General features: G+C 33.0%; 9 protein-coding genes. 6 read left to right on the forward strand and 3 right to left on the reverse strand.

Annotated elements, in window-relative coordinates:
- Window positions 1–4: 4 nt before the first annotated feature.
- Window positions 5–1,249 (reverse strand): ABC transporter permease, encoded by a 1,245-nt coding sequence (locus LG45_RS01955; RefSeq protein WP_035123886.1) that lies wholly within the window; start codon window positions 1,247–1,249, stop codon window positions 5–7.
- Window positions 1,250–1,505: 256 nt separating this feature from the next.
- On the opposite strand from LG45_RS01955, the gene hisS reads away from it, so the two are divergent.
- Window positions 1,506–3,233 carry a histidine--tRNA ligase gene (gene hisS / locus LG45_RS01960; protein ID WP_035123888.1) on the forward strand — a complete coding sequence of 576 codons (1,728 nt, stop codon included), beginning with the start codon at window positions 1,506–1,508 and terminating at the stop codon, window positions 3,231–3,233.
- Window positions 3,234–3,307: 74 nt separating this feature from the next.
- Here the strand turns inward: hisS and LG45_RS01965 are convergent, their stop codons facing one another.
- Both LG45_RS01965 and LG45_RS15965 read right to left on the reverse strand, forming a co-directional pair.
- On the reverse strand, window positions 3,308–8,758 hold the full coding sequence (locus LG45_RS01965; RefSeq protein ID WP_131494629.1) for a DUF8202 domain-containing protein: 5,451 nt from the start codon (window positions 8,756–8,758) through the stop codon (window positions 3,308–3,310).
- A 321-nt stretch (window positions 8,759–9,079) separates the two neighbouring features.
- Window positions 9,080–13,123 (reverse strand): M14 family zinc carboxypeptidase, encoded by a 4,044-nt coding sequence (locus LG45_RS15965; RefSeq protein WP_052087444.1) that lies wholly within the window; start codon window positions 13,121–13,123, stop codon window positions 9,080–9,082.
- 710 nt (window positions 13,124–13,833) lie between these two features.
- Between LG45_RS15965 and LG45_RS01980 the strand changes: the two genes are divergently transcribed.
- The 5 genes from LG45_RS01980 (at window position 13,834) to LG45_RS02000 (ending at window position 20,020) form a co-directional block, all read left to right on the forward strand.
- Window positions 13,834–14,772 (forward strand): alpha/beta fold hydrolase, encoded by a 939-nt coding sequence (locus LG45_RS01980; protein ID WP_035123890.1) that lies wholly within the window; start codon window positions 13,834–13,836, stop codon window positions 14,770–14,772.
- A 44-nt stretch (window positions 14,773–14,816) separates the two neighbouring features.
- A complete protein-coding gene (locus tag LG45_RS01985) occupies window positions 14,817–15,569 on the forward strand; it encodes a glucose 1-dehydrogenase (RefSeq protein ID WP_035123891.1) in 753 nt (250 codons plus the stop codon).
- Window positions 15,570–15,639: 70 nt separating this feature from the next.
- Window positions 15,640–16,221 (forward strand): TetR/AcrR family transcriptional regulator, encoded by a 582-nt coding sequence (locus LG45_RS01990; protein WP_035123893.1) that lies wholly within the window; start codon window positions 15,640–15,642, stop codon window positions 16,219–16,221.
- A gap of 298 nt (window positions 16,222–16,519) precedes the next feature.
- On the forward strand, window positions 16,520–18,055 hold the full coding sequence (locus LG45_RS15970; RefSeq protein ID WP_052087445.1) for a sensor histidine kinase: 1,536 nt from the start codon (window positions 16,520–16,522) through the stop codon (window positions 18,053–18,055).
- A 15-nt stretch (window positions 18,056–18,070) separates the two neighbouring features.
- Window positions 18,071–20,020, forward strand: a complete 1,950-nt coding sequence (locus LG45_RS02000) for a sigma 54-interacting response regulator (RefSeq protein WP_035123895.1) — start codon at window positions 18,071–18,073, stop codon at window positions 20,018–20,020.
- Window positions 20,021–20,113 lie beyond the last annotated feature (93 nt).

Genomic DNA, 20,113 nt, shown 5'->3' on the forward strand with positions numbered 1-20,113 from the left:
AACATTACTCATAACGCAATGCCTCAATAGGATCAAGTTTAGAAGCTTTCAATGCCGGATAAGAACCAGACACTACAGCAACAATAAACGTTGTAATAACCGCTGCCATCATTGCGCTCCACGGAATTACAAAATCGAATTCTAATCCTAATGCAATGAAATATCCGGTTAGAGTTCCGAGAATGATTCCCAAAATTCCACCAAATTGACCAATAATTAAGGTTTCCACAAAAAATTGCCAAGCAATAGTTGATTTTTTTGCTCCAAGCGATTTTCTCACACCAATTTCACGAGTTCTCTCAGTCACAGAAACAATCATTATGTTCATTAATGCAATCGATGAACCAAGGATTGTTATAATTCCAATTACCCAAGCAGAAATACTTAAAACTCCAGTCATTTCGGCAATTCGTTGTACTAAATCGTCACTACGTGAAATTCCGAAGTTATTTTCTTCTACAGGATTTAATTTTCTAATTTGTCGCATGGTTAACGTTGCATGATCGACTGCTTTTTCTAGCATTTCTTTATCATCAACCATTGTGCTTACGGTATAATTGATATTTGGTGCAGAAAAAATAGATCGAGCCACTTGTATCGGAATCAAAATTCGTAAATCTTCGTTGTTCCCAAAAGTAGAACCTTGTTCTTTTAAAACTCCAATTACTTTGAATTTGGCTCCACGAACCGTCAAAATTTTATCTATCGGATTTATATCTTTCAATAATCCTCTGTTTACAAAATCGCTTCCAACTAAACACACATAAGCGTTGTTGGTAATATCAAAAGTGTTGAAATTTCGTCCATCAGTTATTTCGATTCCCGAATTGGTAGTGAAAAATTCATCAACACCGACAATGGTGATTTCGGGATCGCTTTTTTCGTTTTCAAATTTTACTTCGGCAGTTGATGTCGCCACAAATGACAACGATGTATGCGTTAACGGATAATCGTATTTGTCTTTATACGCTTTAGCTTCTGGATAAGAAATGATAGGATTTATCTTTTCGGCTTCGCCACTTCCTTGATTTCGGGTTGTGAATTCGTATTGATTTATATTAAAAGTATTCGAACCCATTGAAGCAAAATTCGAGTTCAATGTATTTTCTAATGCAGAAACCACAGTTAGAATCCCGACCAAAGCCCAAATTCCAATGGCTATAATAAACACTGTGAGCACAGTACGAAGCAATTGAGTTCGAATTGAACTAAAAGCTATCTTGACATTTTCTTTGAATAAACTTACCATAGTGCTAATTTGACACTAAAATACACTTTTTGTTACAAGTTTTTGAAAAAAAGTTTGAAGTTGGGAGAGGGAAGTTGGAAGTTTAAAATTCGGAAGATTAAAAATTTGTGTTTTGAAATCAAATCTATTAGAAAATGATTAAAAATGTTTTAGAAATTATGATATTTGCAATTGGTTTGCGAGTAGTAAAGAAATAGTAGTATTTAGTCGCTATTTCTTCCATCTTCAAACTTCCATCTTCAAACTTAAAAAAAAAATGGCATCTAAACCAAGTATTCCAAAAGGCACAAGAGATTTTTCACCGATTGAGGTTTCTAAACGTAATTATATTATTTCGATAATGCGCAAACATTTTGAAAAATATGGTTTTCAACCAATTGAAACGCCAAGTTTTGAAAACTCAGATACTTTGATGGGTAAATATGGTGAAGAAGGCGATCGACTTATTTTTAAGATATTGGACAGTGGAGAGTATTTTGAGAAGGCAACAGGCGATAAATATTTAGGTGAAAAGAATTTTAATTATTTGAACTTGTTTACATATTCAGCATTAGAAGACTTATTCAAAAGAGTTTCTGATAGCGAAGAAGATTTAGATTTAGAGAAATTAATCTTGGAAGATTTAATTGAATCTAAAAATAGATTCTTTACCTACTTAAAAAATGATTCTTTAGTAAATTATGTCAAACAATTTATTATTGTAAATAAAAATTATTTTCATAATTCAATTAAGATTGTAAAAGAAAATACTTTATTAAAAAATGCTACGTTTAAATTTAATTTTGATACATTTTACGTTGGGAATTTTTTAAAGAGCGAAATTTATGCAGATTTTTTAAATGGACTAAAAGAAAATGGTTTTAATCTTTATGAAGATTTAACATCTAAAAATTTAATTTCAAAAATCTCCGAAAAAGCATTGCGTTATGATTTAACTGTTCCGTTTGCGAGGTATGTTGTGCAACACCAAAATGAGATAGAGTTTCCTTTTAAAAGGTATCAAATTCAACCGGTTTGGCGTGCCGATAGACCACAAAAAGGACGTTTTAGAGAATTTTATCAATGTGATGCTGATGTGGTTGGTTCAACTTCATTATGGCAAGAAGTTGAGTTGGTGCAATTGTACGATTCGGTTTTTGCAGAATTAGGTTTGGAAGGTGTAACTATCAAAATTAATAATCGAAAAATATTATCTGGAATTGCTGAGGTTATTGGTGCTTCAGATAAATTAATTGATTTTACCGTTGCGTTGGACAAACTTGATAAAATAGGTGAGGACGGAGTAAAAAAGGAAATGATTGAAAAAGGAATTTCGGAAGTTGCTCTTGAAAAAGTGCAGCCCTTATTTAATTTTACTGGTTCAATTTCTGAGAAAATTGATAAACTTTCGGTTTTACTTGAAGCATCAGAAGAAGGAAAAAAAGGAATTGAAGAGTTGCGATTTATTTGTGATACGGTTTCAAAATTAGGTTTGCTTAAAGCAAATTTAGATTTGGATGTAACTTTAGCTCGCGGATTGAATTATTACACAGGAGCAATATTTGAAGTTTCGGCTCCTAAAACAGTTGCTATGGGAAGTATTGGTGGCGGCGGAAGATATGATGATTTGACTGGAATTTTCGGATTGAAAAATATGTCTGGTGTTGGAATTTCGTTTGGATTGGATCGTATTTATTTGGTGCTTGAAGAGTTGAATTTGTTTCCAGAAACGGTTACTACATCGACTAAAGTGATGTTTTTAAATTTTGGCGAAAGCCAGGCATTTGAAGCGATGAAAGTTATAACCGAATTGCGTTCTAAAAATATTAAATCGGAGTTATATCCAGATAATTCAAAAATTGATAAACAATTTAAACATGCAGAAAGAAGAAACATTCCGTATGTTGTAAAAGAGATTGTTGACGGTAAATTCACTTTAAAAAATATTTTATCAGGTAATCAAACAGCGGTTAGTTTAGAAGAATTAATTTTAGAATTACAATAAAAACCATACTTATGTAAACTTGAAAAGCCACGCAATTAGCGTGGCTTTTCGGTGTCAAATCAATTATTTAAACCCTATTTAATAATGATTTTTCTGCTTGTATCACCTTTGTCTGTAATTACTTTTACAATGTAAGTTCCAGTACTTAATTTAGAAATAGGCAATTGAATGTCTTGTTGATTTTGGTTTTCAACATCCCAAGTTCCAACTGATTGTCCTAATAAATTAAACAGTGCTACTGATTCGACAGTGGTATCAACCACATAATTTTTAATATTTAAAATGCTATTTGTATTAGTATATGCAACTAGAATTCCGTTCGATAAATCAAAGCTTTCGTTACCAAGAGCTGTGCTGTTATTTAGGAATCTTAATGAAAAGCGATCATTAATTGTTCCTTGTGGCACATTAATAACTGCAGGTACATTTCTAACATTGTGATAAATACCAGTTAGGTTATCATGAATAAATGCTTGAAAGTTGTTATCAAAGTTTAGAACTTCATCAATTTGAAATGTTACGTTACCTGCAACATTATTTTTGATTCCGATAGGGTAGATGGCATTTGCATCAAAATATCCTACACCTTGAATGTTTAGGTTTACGCCATTGCTAATGAAGTATAAATCGTTAGCTTGACTATCAATATTTACAGCATCATAACCAAAATCGATACCATCTGTTGCATTAGATTCCATGAAACCTAAAAGCGCTTGTTTATAAAAATTATCAGTAGATTGATATCCTAAACGTATTTTTTTGAATGTATCTTCATCAACTTCGTCTTCTAAATTATTATTAAAATGGTCTACTGCAGAAGTTGCGTTTGTATTATTTTTAAATAAATAATTTGATAATCCATTATCTTCTTTAATAAATAAGCGTTGTCCGTTGTTGAAAGTTATCGTACCTCCGGCTGCAGAACCAGTTATAAAAAATCCTTGTCCAACAGGAATGTATCTGTTTGGAATTTTAACACTACTTCCTAATCCTGTAATTCCTGCAGGAGCAACTGGCGGCACACCACCTGTTAAATTTCTTGCTGAGTAACCACCTTGATAACCTGCAGTAACGTGCGTTGTGTTATTTGGAGCGTGTTCCCAGAAATAAATAGATCCAGTTGTAGACGCTGCGTTATCAGTTATAAACTGAGTCGCATCAATTGCAGAAGCATATGGATTTCCGCTTAGATTTAAATTATTTGCTGCGATTGCGCTTGTAATTGTTCCGTTGTTTGGTTTACCTACAAAAGTATAGTTTTGAGTTAGACCTATTGCTCCACTACCTTTTAAAGTGTAGCCTTGGCCAGCATTTAACATCCCAGTTGTACCAACAGAAGTCCAGTTTGCGTACAATGGTGTAAGATTTTGGAATTTAAAAATCCAATAGCTACTCAATGTAATTGGGTTTGTTGGGCTACCACTTAAACCACTTGTCCATGTAATGTTTTGAGGCGTTGTTGTTGTACCATCTTTCATTACACCAGAAACAGAGTAAGGATTATTATTTGTTGTATTGTTTATTGTTCCCACTGGTGATGACCAGTAGTTATAATTAAATACATTTTTAGTTCCTTGTTGATCTCTTTCGATAAAACCAGCGCTTGTAGGATCTAAGTCACTGTTTGTAACTTGAATTAATTGTGATTTATCAACCAAATCAATTTTTCCGTCTAATTTTAGGTAATGAGTAATTTCAATTTTGCTATCATTTGTAGCAGTTAACGTATTAACATCAACAAAAAGTCCTAAAAGATCTTTGTTACCATTTGAAGTTACATTGTGATCCGTTCTTACAATATTCCAGGCAATTGGTGTTGTAGCATCAATTATTGATAAACTGTAAGCTATATCTTGAATGGCACCATTTCTCCATGTTGAGGTTGTAGCCCAACTACCATTAGTAGTACTTTCGTAAGGCATTGGAGCCGTTTGCGGATTGATAGATATTTTATCTGGAATTACTAAACTACCTCTATTTACATTTATAGAGTCGTCATCTAAGTGTGTTCCAATGTATGAATTCATAGAATAATAAGCGTATAAATTATTCCAAAGCAATCCTGAAATATCGTTTTTAGTAACCGTTGATGGAATTACTGTTCCAGTTGTACCTGTTCCGTTTTGTAAAATTTCTTGGTTAAGTATAAAGCGCATTTCTGTCACAGTTAACACTCTGCTCCACATTCTTAGTTCGTCAATATCACCTCTAAATAAATTGTTTATAGTAGTTTTATTGATGTATTGTCCACCAATGCTAAACATTCCTGTAGAAGTTCCTGGTGCACCAGTCATTGCAACTGTTTTTTCTAGAACTCCGTCAATATATATCGATAATGTATTTGCAGTGTAAGTGAAAGCAATATTATGCCAGATACCGTTTGGTAGCGCTGTTGTTGTAATTGCTGTTCTTAAAGTCCCACCACCATTATACCATTCAAATCTAACTCTATTATCATTTTGTAAAACTATTTGGTAACCGTTTGTTGGACCACCTTTTTTAGATAAGATTGTTCTCTCGTTTCCTAAAGTGTTAGCACCATTAGGTCTTACCCAAGTCATAACGGTGAAATTAGCAGGTAATTCATTTACATTGTCAATTCTAACAAAGTCATCGATACCATCAAGAGTGATGTGTAACGGATTTACAGCTCTATGAGCAACACCGAAAGTGATGTATTTAGTTCCGTCAAAGTCGTAGGTACAAGTTTCGTTTGAACCAATTGTTGACATAAAAACAGTTTCTAAACCAGTTGTGAAAGCCGCATTAGTTGCCACAACCATTACATAAGCATCAGTTGGTCCAAGAGCAGGTAATCCGCTCAAGAAAGAAGCTGTTGGAATGTTTACTCTTACAGTTCCTACATCACCACCAGTTTCTACTAATTTCCATTTTCTATTTACTACTTCAGTAATTGTAGTGATTGTTGTAGGCCCAAGGTCAATATTTAAATTTACTCCAGAGTCTACCATTGTTCCACCATTTGCACCCCAAACTAAATAACTTTTATCAGTTGTAAATGTGCTAGTGTTGGCTGTATTAGTTGGTAAAATATCAGTTAAACCAATGGTCATTACTTCTGTTGGATTGATGCTTTTTGATTGTTTTTGATTTAATCTGGAAATATCATCTCTACCTATACCTGCAATATCAAAATTATAACCGGCATTTGCAGTAATGTCCCAAATTGTATTTCCATCAGAATTAGTGTAGTTCAACGAAGTTCCGTTAACACCTAGAGTAATTCCATATTTTACAGCTAAATAACTTTGAATATTACTTTTTTGTATGTCTGAAGCTCTACTACTTAATGTGATTATTTCGGCAACTCGACCTTCTAAACTTCCGTCCCATCCTTCACTTCGACCAATCCAATATTGACTATTGCTTACATTTTGAAATAAACCAGGATCGGTTGTATGATTGATAACATTATTTGCATTAAAGGTTAATTCTGTTCCAGATATTGTAGCATTATTTCTTGCATTTAAGATACCAGCTGTTGAATAGGAAGATGTTGTACTTCTATCGGCAACTCCGTATCCTAATCCTACACCAGATGATGTGCCTACGCAATATGTAAAAACTTCATTTGTCATTCTACTAGTATATGCAGCATATCCCATTCCTGTAGCATCAGTTTCTTGAACTGCAGGTTGTCTATCTCCACAAAATATATCATTACTTGCTAATGCAGAAGTTATGGTTACATCTGGAATCATTACAACAAACATATCTTGTGAATAAAAACCAGTTGGCCCTTTTAAATACTGTCTTGTTGGATCATTGTCAGTATAAACTTGAGGAGCGGTAGTATAGTTATTATTAAAATCTACAACAGAATTAAAGTTTATATTAAAAGCAGGATTATTTCTGTAGGTTGGAGCACCAACTGCCGCTGGTTTAGTAGCATTAGAACCACGAGCTTGAGTATTCCAAGTAGTTACTGGAGTATTATCAGCTACACTTGTTGTTCCGTTTAATAAATCTGATCGTAACCATAATTGTAGATTACCAGTTATTCCTCCTGGACCATAAGTTAGCGGTGTATATCCTACACCTTGAATTGAAAAATTGTATGGATTTTCGTCAGAATCATTAGTTACAATTGATATTGCCGCTGTTCTAGCTCCTAATGCTCCCGGCGTGAAAGTTACTGTAAATGTTGTTGAACTGCCAGGAGTTACTGTTGCGCTTGGCGCTGTTGTAACTGTAAAATCTCCTGCATTTGTTCCAGAAAAAGTTATTGCTCCAATAGTTAAATTGGCTAATCCTGTGTTTTCTATTGTGAATGTTTTTGATAGTCCTACACCAACACTAGATCCGTCAAAGTCAGTATTGTCTGCTACAGATGGAGTAGTGTCGCCATCGGCTATTGAAATTCCGCTTCCTAAAATATTAGCCTCACAAGCTATTCCTGTGCCTTGTATATTGAAGTTATATGGGTTTTCGTCTGGGTCATTATTTGCAATTCTTATTTCTGTAGTTCTTAATCCACCAGCTGTTGGGGTAAATGTTACTGTAAAAGTTGTAGAGCTGTTTGTTGCAACTGTAGCACTTGGTGCTGTAGTAACAGCAAAGTCTCCAGAATTTCCACCCACAAAAGTAATTGCTCCTATACTTAATGGTGCAGATGAGCTAGTATTTTGAATTGTATAAGTGCGTGTTACACCAACTGCAATATTAGATGAACCAAAATCTGTAAAATCGGCTGTCGTTGGAGTTGTATCTTCATCAGTTATAGAAACTGCATTACCTAAAACATTCATTTCAGGAACCACATAGGTTAAAATAACTTGACCTCTAAAGCCGTCGCCACCACTTCTGTTGCTTGTGCCACTATTTCCATTTCTACCGCCGCTACCGCCACCACCTAAGTCAGTAGCATCATCACCATTTCCATTAGTAGTTCTTCCATTTGCACCATTTCCACCATTTGATGCGCCACCATTTCCTGGATTATTTATGTTTGCATTTCCGCCATTTCCTGCTTCACCGGCGCCACCGCCACCACCACCGCTGTTTCCTGTAGAAACACCTGCAACTGAATTACCAGTTCCTCCAGTTCCTCCATTAAAAGTTCCAGTTCCTCCAGTTCCTCCAGTTCCATTTATGGCAAGTAAAGTTGTACCTCTACCACCACCTGAACCACCATTGGCAACGACTGGTGTTCCTGATGCAAAAGTAGAGTTTCCTCCATTTCCTCCATTAGCATTACTAACGCCAATACCACCAGCACCAACTGTAACATTAATTGATGCTCCCGGAGTAACAGCAACATTAGTCACCAATCTGTAAGCACCACCGCCACCGCCACCGCCAGTATTTCTTGCATTGTTAGAACATCCACCGCCAGCACCACCGCCACCCCAAGCTTGTACTTGAACTGAAGTTACACCAATTGGAACAACAAATGTGCCATCTGAAGTGAAAGTTTGCGTTGTAGTTTGTGCGTTTAATGCTACGCAAGAAAGCATGACTAATAGAAAGGATAAAAATCGTTTCGTTAAAGTAATTTTTTTCATAACTCTTGGGGTTTAGTTATTCGTATTTTTTTTTATTAGATGAGAAAATCATCGTAATTAATTTGACACTACAAATATATAATGAAAATCAAATAAATCGACAAAGTGTATAAAATAATCGATGAAATGCATATTTTACACAATTTAATAAGTATAAATCTTACAAATTAAAAATTGACACCCTTAGAAATGATAAGATTTTCATTAAACTTAATTTGTTTAACTAATCCAAATGTTGTTTATGATTGGTTACTAGTAGAATTTATTAAAACAAAAAAGCCATTCATGAGAATGGCTTTCGTATCTAATTTTTTGTATTTTTTAGTTAATAACTTTTTTGACAACTTTAAGTCCTTCAAGCGAAGTTATTTCTACAATTAGCACTTGATTGGTTGGAGGAACATTTATTTGAGTTTCAGAAGAATCAATATTCTTTTTTTCAACTAATAGTCTGCCTCTTATATCAAATACTTTAACGTTATCCATAGAAGTAGTACCAGAATTGATATTTAAAACGTGATTTTCATTGTATAACGATACATTATTTGCAGTAAATTCTACAAAATCATTGCTTAAAGCTGTTTGATAAACAATTTCAAATCTGTTTGCGAATGTTCCAGCATCTGATGTGAAAGTGTATGCTCCAGTACTTAAATCGTGATAAGTATTTAATAAATTATCTTTGACATAAATAGCTTGTGAACCAGCAGAGAATATTCCTTCGGCATGATCAATTACTATTGAATAAGTCCCAGAGGTTGTAACTTTATATTTCATTGGTACAACATCTGATGCATTAAATGGTGCAACTCTTCCTTGAATTACTAAGTCTTGCCCATCAACTGTTGAGGTAAACGCAATTGCTCCATCATTGAAATAGACACTGTCATAATCGTCAATACCTTGTGTGGCATTAGTATGATAACCTATGACTGCTTGAGAAAACGCTGTTGTTGCTCCAGTCATGTTTAACCAAAAATTATTATTTTCAGAATTGGTTGTGTTTGAAGTTGCATTAGAATTTCTAAAAGTTTGATTGGCATTATTAGCAATTCTTTGATTATTTGCAAAAACTACTTGAGTCGCGCCAGGTTTTGCCTGTGCTAAAAATCCTTGTCCTATTTGAATGACACCATTTGGATTTTCTGTGAATGCTTCTCCGTTATCTGCATATATGCCAGAAACAATGTTATAAGAACAATATGATGGACTCAAAGAGTTATTTGTTTTTCTCCAAAAATATATTGAAGGTTCAATGTTGGCCGAATTTGCACTAGCAAATGCTGGAATACTTAGTGTTGAAGGATATGGGTTTCCAATTAAATTATATCGTTTTGTTGGATCGGAAACATTATTTCCTAATGCTACTGTTTTAGTTCCATTATTGGCTTGACCTGTAAATGTTCCAGTCCATGTAGTAGGAGCTGTTGGATGGTCGAATGGTAATCGGATTAAATATCCTTTTCCAGAATCAAAAGTAGCAGTGTTAATTGCTGGGCTACCAACACTAGTATATAAATTTGTACTTGTATTAAAAGTATAAAAACGAACTGTCGGACTAATAGATGTTAAAGGTGAATAGTTTAACAATCCCTGATTTAATACAGGAGAAGACCAAGCTATGTAATCAAATCGCATTAAAGGATTTGAATTACGTTTTATAATTACATTTCCTGAATTTACTGCATCTGTAGTTTGAATCAAATTTACATTATTATTGAATGTCAAGGAAGCGCCAGATTGAACAGTAATTCTTCCCTCAACTGTAGAATTTCCACTTGTGAATACTACATTTGCAGGTGAGTTTACATTTAAAATACATGCCGATATTGCTGGTCCTGAATAACTTCCAGTAAAAGTTACAATTTTGTCTGCTGCAGGTAATCCATTAGACCAAACCGAACCATTGTAATTCGTTGTTGATGTACAGCTACCACTTATTACAAATGATTGGGCTGCAGATGTTGCTGAATTACAAGTGTTAAAAACAGTCACATTAAAAGTGCCTGACAGCGAAACATCACTTGCAGTTATTGCAGCGGTTAACTGAGTAGAACTTACAAATGTTGTTGTTCTATTGCTTCCATTCCATCTTATGATTGATTCACCATTAACAAAATTTGTACCGTTAACCGTTAATGTTAATGCACCCAATCCTGGTTCTCTTGTATCAGGAGAGATAGTTGTTATAGCAGGATTTGGTTTTACTGTAACGATCACTTCTTCTCTATTACTTTTTACAGGTTCCAATTTCCAATTAAAGAATTGAAAGAAAGTACCTGATCCGCTATTACTTGTAATTGAAATGTTGCCACTTGTTATAGGATAAGTAATTCCAGTAGTTGCACAAACTAGCCTTCCAGTTCCAGATAATTGTCTTGAAACTAGTCTTAAATTATTTTGAGCAGGTAAAAAGAAGTCTAATGCTATGTCTTTAACACCTGCAGTTGTCATTCTAACAACTTTAGATTCTAACATTACGCCCGAACTATTTTGTAATTCAACTAACAAATCACCAGCTATAGTATTGTTTATTCTAACTGATTTTAATTTTGTAGGAGTTGTACAATTAAATATTAAATATCTATTTGCTAGACCCGAATTAAGTGTATTTGTTCCTGTTACTGTTGTTGGACCAACATCAGTAAGGGCTACCTCTCTTTCAACCCAATAAGAAGTAGTGGTAGCTAAAGCAGGAGTTGTATAACTTGCCGTTGAAGCTAAAACGCTTGTAGATGTTGCACTATCATACCAACGAATTGTTCCTGTTCCTGTCGCACTTAGCGCTGCAGTTTGACCTTCACAAATTGTAGTATCACTTGCAGTTGGTAATGATGTTACAGGTACCATTGTAACATTTAAAGTTGTAGTGTTGAAATTCGTTAAAGTCACAGAAATTGTTTGTGATACATAACCTGGAGCTTCAAAAATAACATTGTAAGTACCAGCAATTTGTACTTTGTGATAGTCTCCTTTTGTTGGCGAAGTTTCAACCCATGATCCAAAATTATCTACAGTACCACCAACATATACTTTTGCATGTATTGGATTTCCATTTGCATCGGACACCACACCATGTAGTCCGTAACTTGCTTGTTTGACAAAATTTAATAAAGCTTGTCTATTTCTGTCCCAAAAGAAAGGTAAATTGGCAGCAGCTGGTGTTTTTAAATCTGAAATTTCTATGGTTACTTCTTTATTATGATCAAAGTAATTACTCGCATCTTGTCTTCCACCGTAAACAGAATACCAAGCGGCTCCATTTGTAGTTCCAGGAAATTGGCCCGAGTTATATACTGCATCCATGTAATTTAAATTTCCATCAGCTGTTTGGCAAAGTTGCGCATATTCTGTTGAAATAAATTTAAAATAATTATCATGCGGATGATAGCTAAATGCTCCTGTTCCTGGTGTATTTGAGGTGTCTAATGGAAAGTTTACCACTTCAGTTCCTCCATGATAATTAGCCGCTAAAACAAAATTTCTAGTTGCTTGAAAATTCATGAATGCAATGGTTTCTGGTTGATACGCGAAACCATCATCGTGTAAACCTCCAATGGCGTCTGGGTAATTTCTGTTTAAATCAACGCCATTTGCATTGGCTCTAGTTGCAGCGTAACCAGATGCATTATAAGTGTCATTTATTGCTGCTTTGTATGAACCATCTGGATTTGCCAATGGATTTATAAATAATTCAGTTCCATTTAGTAAATTGGTTACTTCAGATAATGAACCGTAATTTGTAAGTAAATAATCTATAAAATGTAGCATAGTTGGATAACCTGTAATTTCATCTCCATGCATTGATGAAGTATAGAAAAATTCTGGTTCAGTTTCATCTGACGTTGGATTGTCAGAAATTTTTAGTACATATAAAGTACGTCCATTTACTGTAGTTCCAATATTTTGTAATGTACATAAACTTGGGTAAGTTGTTGCCCAATATTGCATTTTAGCAACATATTCAGAGTATTTAGGATAAGCATCCCAAGTTGTATCCCAAGCATTTGTGGCCAATCCAGTTCCGGTATCAGCAACTCTAGCTGTAAATTCTTGAGGAATTTCATTGTCTTCCTTTGTTACTTCATATTGAATTCCTAAAGAGATAAATCTTTGTAGTTGTTCTTTAGTGTTAGCATAAGCTTCACCTTCAAGTTCAATTTCATCAATGTGTTTATGGCCAATTGATAAAATTTTATTAATCTTTTCAAGTTGCAATACACTTGTGGCTTTAAATCGAAGTACAACTTCGCCTTTTTCTTTTAAATAGTAATTTGCTTTTTCGAAAGAATTATTTTTTTGGGCAAATGAATTGCCTAAGCAAAAAAGAACCAATAGCAATTGGTAAGTAATTTTTTTCATCATTTTAGGGTTTTTGAATGACAAACCTAATTAATTGTTCAATTCTGACAAAATTTTTTATCGACAAAATGCAATTTATTACGTTAAAATGCATTTTTATTTTATTTTTGTAAAATAAGTATTACAAAATTGAAAAAACAATTATTTTTATTTACTAAACCTATTATCAATTGAGAATGATATTTAAAATATTTTTTTTGGATTCTAATATACGGAATAAAAGTGTTAAGCAAAAAAAAAATCCCAAAGAATTAACTTTGGGATTTTCGTAGCGAGAGAGAGATTTGAACTCTCGACCTCAGGGTTATGAATTCGATTATTTATCGAAATTTCACCTTTTTAAGACGTTATATTTTCAAAATCGTGTACTGTTTCGTGTACTGTTAATTAAACGCAATTTAGCAATTTTATAATATGATTTAATATAAAAAAAAACATTTTTAAAAAATGTGTATAACTAACTTTTACACATTACCGCATAAGCTACATCAAACGTTTCTTTTCTAATTTTATAAGCTAAAAAAGATGTTACTAAAAAATAACAACTTTTACATCATTAGCTTTTAAAATAATTATTTCAAATAGCCTAAATATTTTAGACTTTAATATGTTTTTTTTAATGTTTTATCATTAACAAAAGTTTAACCAAATAAATAACGGAACGAACGTTCCGTTATTATATCTTTGCAGTGTAAAATTTAACAAAAACAATAATGAAAAAATTAATTAAAAAAATCGCATTGCTTTCAATAGCAATTTTATTAGGAGTTACATCTGAAGCTCAGGGTCAAAATGTAAAAGCTGCTAATCCTCCAATAAACTTTAAACACGCAACTGCAAATGTAAATGGTGTAAACATTCATTACGTAATAGGAGGAAAAGGAGAACCATTAGTATTGGTTCATGGTTTTGGCCAAAACTGGTACATGTGGAACAGATTATTACCTGAATTATCTAAACATTTTACTGTAATCGCTCCAGATTTAAGAGGAGTTGGAGAATCGGATAAACCAGCTACTGGATATGACAAAAAAACTATGGCTATTGATATCCATGAGTTAGTAAAAAAATTAGGATACAATAAAATCAACCTTGCCGGACATGATATTGGGTTAATGGTTGCTTATGCTTATGCTGCACAATTTCCATCTGAAGTTAAAAAACTGGCTTTAATGGATGCTTTGCTTCCAGGAATTGAGCCAGTTTGGTCTCAAGTTTCGGCTTCAGCGTGGTGGTTTGGATTTTTTGGATGGTCAGCTTCTGGAGATATCGTTGCTGGTAAAGAAAAAGAATTTTTGACCAACTTCTGGCCTCAAGTTGCTTTCGCAAAAGATTCATTCACAAAAGAAGAAACAGCTGAATTTATTCGTGCATATGCCGTTAAAGGAGCAACAACAGGAAGTTTTCATTGGTTTGGTGCATTCAAACAAGATGGAATTGACAATGTTGAATTTATGAAAACAAAACTTAATATGCCAATTTTAACTATGGGAGGTCAGTATTTTGCTGCAGCATTTTTAAAAGAGCATACTAAGTTAGTTGCTAATAATGTTTACGAAACAAACATTCCTAATTCTGGTCACTGGGTGGTTCAAGAGAATACTACTGCAGTTCAACAAGGATTGTTAGATTTCTTCACAGATAAAAAATAATTAAATAAAAATAATAATAAGTAATAATTTAAAATTTAAATAAGATGTCAAAATTAACAAACAAAGTAGCCCTAGTAACTGGGGGAAATAGTGGAATTGGGTATGCAGCTGCTGCAGATTTAGTAGCACAAGGTGCAAAAGTAATTGTCACTGGTAGAAATAAAGAAGCATTAGTAAAAGCTGAAAATGAATTAAATGTAACTGGAATTGTTGCTGATCAAGCTGATTTAAAATCAATAGATAATTTAGTAAGTGAAGTAGCTGGCAAATTTGGTAAAATCGATATTATCTTCCTTAATGCAGGTATTGCATCTTTTGCTCCACTAGAACTTGCTTCAGAAGATCATTATGATAGCATCATGGATGTAAATGTAAAAGGGGTATATTTTACAGTTCAAAAATTACTTCCAATTTTAAATGATGGTGGTTCAATCATTTTTAACACTTCTATTAATGCAAATATCGGAATGCCAAATTCTAGTGTTTATGCTGCTAGTAAAGGTGCTGTATTATCTTTTAATAGAGTATTTGCTACTGAACTTGCTCCAAGAAAAATTAGAGTTAATGCAATTTCTCCTGGTCCAGTTGAAACACCACTTTATGGTAAATTAGGATTGAGTCAAGAAGAAGTTGAAGGATTTGGTTCAGTTTTAGGAGATAAAATTTTATTGAAACGTTTTGGACAAGCGTCTGAAATTGCAAAAACTATTACTTTTTTAGCATCTGATGACTCTTCATTCATTACTGGAACTGAAATTGTTGTTGATGGTGGACTTACGGTGAACGCCGTTGTTTAACTTTAGAGTAAAGTACGAAAAAAAGTACTGAATTAAGTATCTTTGCAAATAATGATATAAATGATGTTATATGGCAAGATTAAGAGTATTCAATGAAGATGACGCACTTGATAAAGCAATAGAAATTTTCTGGAATAAAGGATATAATGGTACTTCAGCACAAGATTTAGTAACATATTTAGGTTTAAGCAGATCTAGTCTTTATGATACATTTGGAGATAAACATTCCTTATTTATTAAAGCATTAAAACGATATCAAAAAAAATCATTTGACGATGTAAGCAAGGTCTTGCAAAATTCTAATAATATCAAAGAAACAATTAAAGAAATTTTTGCACAAGCGATAATTGAAAGTTTTGAAGATAAAATCACAAAAGGATGCTTTATGGTCAATAGCACCGTTGAGTTGGCGCTTCATGATGATGAAATTGCAAATGTAGTTAATGAAAATAGACAAATGATGGAAGAGGTTTTTCTTCTAGCTGTTAAAAGAGGGCAGGAATTAAATCAAATTTCATCATCAACTGATCCAAGATTATTATCCCGTTTTCTGTTTAATAATTATTCTGGGATACGAGTTTTGGCTCGATCAGTTGGAACTCCACAACAGGTTTTTGAAGATGTGCTGAAGGTTTTGTTATCTGTGTTATAATATTCTAAATACTAAAATAGTAAACCGCTCATTTTTATGGGTGGTTTTTATTATGTATTAAGTTTAGGAAAAAAATGTCAAATAAAATTGTTTAAATCATTTTGAAAACAATTAAGATTAGAATTTATTTCTTGAAATGTTTTGCTCTATAGATTCCACAGAAATAGAGTTCTCAAAAATAAAATACCGACAAAAAAGAACGAAATATCGTTGGCTTCAAAAAATAAATTTTCATTATTATTTTACTGTAATTTATCAATAACTTTGTATTAAGTATTTTAACTATTATAATTGATAGATGAAACCTTCTGCCTGTAAAAACTACGTTATCGTTATCCTGCTAGGGGTTAATTCATTTAGTATAAATGCCCAAATACCTTTGTATACTGAGGCAGAGGTAAGAAAAGACGAAAGTTCTCTAAGAGAATTACAAGGAGTTGATAAAATAAAGACTTTATTGAAAGTAAGTGATTGGTATGAAATCTCTTATCATAACCCTTTAACATTGGAAAAAGCATTACAATATGCTCAAGAAGCTCTTCGGATAAGCAAAGCCCTTCATTCTAATATTTATTCGGGTAAATGTTATCTACAAATTTCTATGGTGGAAGAGTTGAGAAATAACAATCCAATGATAGAAGTCAACGCCAGAAAAGCAATAGAAGAATTAAGTAAAACAAACCAAACAAATGATTTAGCAGAAGCCTGGGTAATGGTTTGGTCAGCAAAAATGCGCACTCATGCACCATTTGCAGAGCGATTTGAGCCAATTTTTAAAGCCGCATCTCTATTTGAAAAATCTGGAAATACTAAAAGAGCTGGTGACTGCTATGGTGAAATCAGTGAACTGTATTTTTCAATCTCAAATTTTAATTCTTCTCTAAACTTTCTAAAAAAAGCAATTTTTTTTTATAGAGCAGCAAATCTCAAAGAAGAGGAAATTTATCCAATCTCATCTAGGCTGAATATTATTTATGAAGCAGAAAAAAGGAGCAAGGCCATTATCGAACTTAAAAATAAAACCCTTACTGATCAAAGCAAACTTAAAAATGAGGTGTTTTTACGTAAATCGATCTTGACTTTTATGTTGCTATTACTTATAATTATTGTTCTACTTTACAAAAGTTATAGGTTCAAGAACATAACAAATAAGATACTCGAAACGCAGCAAGAGGATATCAATCAAAAAAATGAGACACTCCAAAATATGTTAATTGAAAAAGAATGGCTTTTGCGTGAAATTCATCACAGAGTAAAAAATAATCTGCACATGATAGTGGGGCTACTAGCTAGCCAGTTAGAATTTTTAAAAAATGAAGAGGCAATTCAGGCAATTAGTGTCGGTCAGAATAGAATTCATGCTATGTCATTAATTCATCAGAAATTATATCAATCAGAGAATTTATCTATAATTGATATGCCATCGTATATATTTGAATTAGCAGAATATTTAAAGGATTCATTCGAAATCAGAAATAGAATCCGATTTATAATGGATATAGACAGTTTTGCGCTGCCTTTATCACACTCAATTCCTATTGGATTGATTTTCAACGAAGCGGTTACGAATGCTATCAAATATGCGTTTCCAAATAATAAAAACGGAATAATTAATATATCACTTAAAACAAGTGATAAACAAAACTTTTTTTTAATTATTCATGATAATGGTGTAGGATTTTCTGCTGATTTTGATCCTTGTGACAATCCCTCATTAGGTATGAAACTATTATATGGACTTTCTGACGATATTAATGGAAAGTTTCAAATCTCTAATGAAAATGGTGCCAAAATTACTTTGGAATTTACTTTTAAGGAAAATAACCTTCATTAATTTTAATGCTACATAATGATAAAACCACTAAAAATACTAATTGTTGAAGATCAGTTTGTTGAGGCAAATCATTTACGGTTGATGCTGAAAAAAGCAGGGCATTCTGTTACTGGAATGGCGCGATCAGTAACCGATGCAAAATATTATATTGCAAAGCAAAAACCAGAATTGGTTCTCCTTGATATTTTTCTTTCGGGTAAAGAAACCGGAATTGATCTTGCCGAAATACTCAAAGAAGATAATATCCCTTTTATTTATCTTTCTGCTAATTCTAACGAAGAAGTTCTCAGTAAAGCTAAATTGACACATCCTCACGGCTTTTTGGTGAAACCTTTTAGAGAAAAAGATTTATTAATAACAATTGAAATTGCCCAATATCATCAGGAACATGGAATAGAATCGTCTATTAGAAAAGAGCTTTTATTTCAGAAACAATTAAAAACAATAGTAAAAGAAAGCGGTAGCTGGGATAGTAGGGTTTTTAATATTATTACCTCCTTACAATCTCTTATTTCTTATGATCTTGTAATGGCAGTTTTTTATATAGAAAATAAATTATCCAGCAGAGTTATAGGATATACAAGAACGGGTTTACACGAATACCAAAGAATAGGAATTGAGGAATTGCAGATTATAACAGGGTTAAAAGAATCTGAAATAAATGATTTACGAAACAAAAGTAAAGTTGAAAACGAAATGGCTTTCTATAATGATCAGGATTTTATAAAAATATGCGATAAAACTCCTATCAAAAAATTGATTGCCAATTCAATGAATATGAAGTCAAATCTCATGCTTCCTATTCCCTTATCACTGCATGAAAACGGAGGACTCTATTTATCTTTTTACAGTAGACAATCTAATAATTACAACAAAAATCATTTAACGCTTTGCGAAAGACTTCAGGAACCTTTAATTTATGCGATTGAAAATTTAATCAGTCATGATAAAAAATTAAAGCTAAAAAATATTTCTTCCGTAAACCATACTGCGGATAAAAGTGTAAAAGTTTCAGGCTTTGAATCAATCGTAGGTAAAAGTCCAATACTACTGAGGTTATTTGATAATATCATGCAAGTTGCTCCTGCTGATACCACTGTTTTAATTACAGGAGAAAGCGGTACAGGAAAAGAAAGTATTGCTCATAGTATCCAGCAACTTTCAAATAGAAAAAATCAGCCGTTTGTAAAAATTAATTGTTCGGCTTTACCTCCAAGCCTTATTGAATCTGAGTTATTTGGTCACGAAAAAGGATCCTTTACTGGAGCGTCAGAAAAACGAATTGGAAAATTTGAACAAGCAGATAACGGAACTTTATTTCTCGATGAAATTGGTGATATGCCATTAGAAATGCAGGCAAAACTGTTACGGGCGATTCAGGAAAAAGAAATTGAACGTGTGGGAGGAAATCTTTCGATAAAAGTAAATGTTCGAATTATAGCAGCTACCAATAAAAATCTTGAAAAAGAAGTTGCCGATGGGCGATTCAGACTTGATTTATATTATAGATTAAATGTATTTCCTATTCAATTGCCACCATTGAGAGAGCGTAAAGAAGATATTGGACTTCTAGCCAGACATTTTATTGCTGTTTATAGTTCTAAAACTGGGAAAAATGTGAGGGAAATATCGGAAAGCGCTTTAAAAAGTCTACTATCGTATCAATGGCCCGGTAATATCCGTGAGCTTGAGAATCTTATTGAAAGAAGTATTCTTTTGGCAAAGGCTGATATTATTGAGCATATTCCCCTACCTGCTTTTGAAGAAACTAAAATAAACAATATGTCAAATGAATGGTATTTTAAAACTATTCAGGAAAACGAAAGAGAACATATCATCAATGTTTTAGCAAAATGCAACGGAAGAATCAGAGGAAGCGGCGGAGCATCAGAGATATTGGGACTTCCTCCAACTACATTAGCTTCAAGAATGCAAAAATTAGGTATTAAGAGAAGTCACTTTTAATTATGAATTGTAAATTTTGAATCGTTATTAGCGATACGAAGTATGCTTTATATTTCCTAAATTAATTTCTAAATATCATATTTTACTTTTCCT

This window comes from Flavobacterium aquatile LMG 4008 = ATCC 11947 (assembly GCF_000757385.1).
In the GTDB taxonomy this organism is placed as follows: Bacteria; Bacteroidota; Bacteroidia; order Flavobacteriales; family Flavobacteriaceae; genus Flavobacterium; species Flavobacterium aquatile.

Coding starts and splice junctions, on each gene's coding strand:
- LG45_RS01955 (WP_035123886.1), bottom strand. CDS start 1,249: ATGGTAAGTTTATTCAAAGAAAATGTCAAGATAGCTTTTAGTTCAATT.
- hisS (WP_035123888.1), top strand. CDS start 1,506: ATGGCATCTAAACCAAGTATTCCAAAAGGCACAAGAGATTTTTCACCG.
- LG45_RS01965 (WP_131494629.1), bottom strand. CDS start 8,758: ATGAAAAAAATTACTTTAACGAAACGATTTTTATCCTTTCTATTAGTC.
- LG45_RS15965 (WP_052087444.1), bottom strand. CDS start 13,123: ATGATGAAAAAAATTACTTACCAATTGCTATTGGTTCTTTTTTGCTTA.
- LG45_RS01980 (WP_035123890.1), top strand. CDS start 13,834: ATGAAAAAATTAATTAAAAAAATCGCATTGCTTTCAATAGCAATTTTA.
- LG45_RS01985 (WP_035123891.1), top strand. CDS start 14,817: ATGTCAAAATTAACAAACAAAGTAGCCCTAGTAACTGGGGGAAATAGT.
- LG45_RS01990 (WP_035123893.1), top strand. CDS start 15,640: ATGGCAAGATTAAGAGTATTCAATGAAGATGACGCACTTGATAAAGCA.
- LG45_RS15970 (WP_052087445.1), top strand. CDS start 16,520: ATGAAACCTTCTGCCTGTAAAAACTACGTTATCGTTATCCTGCTAGGG.
- LG45_RS02000 (WP_035123895.1), top strand. CDS start 18,071: ATGATAAAACCACTAAAAATACTAATTGTTGAAGATCAGTTTGTTGAG.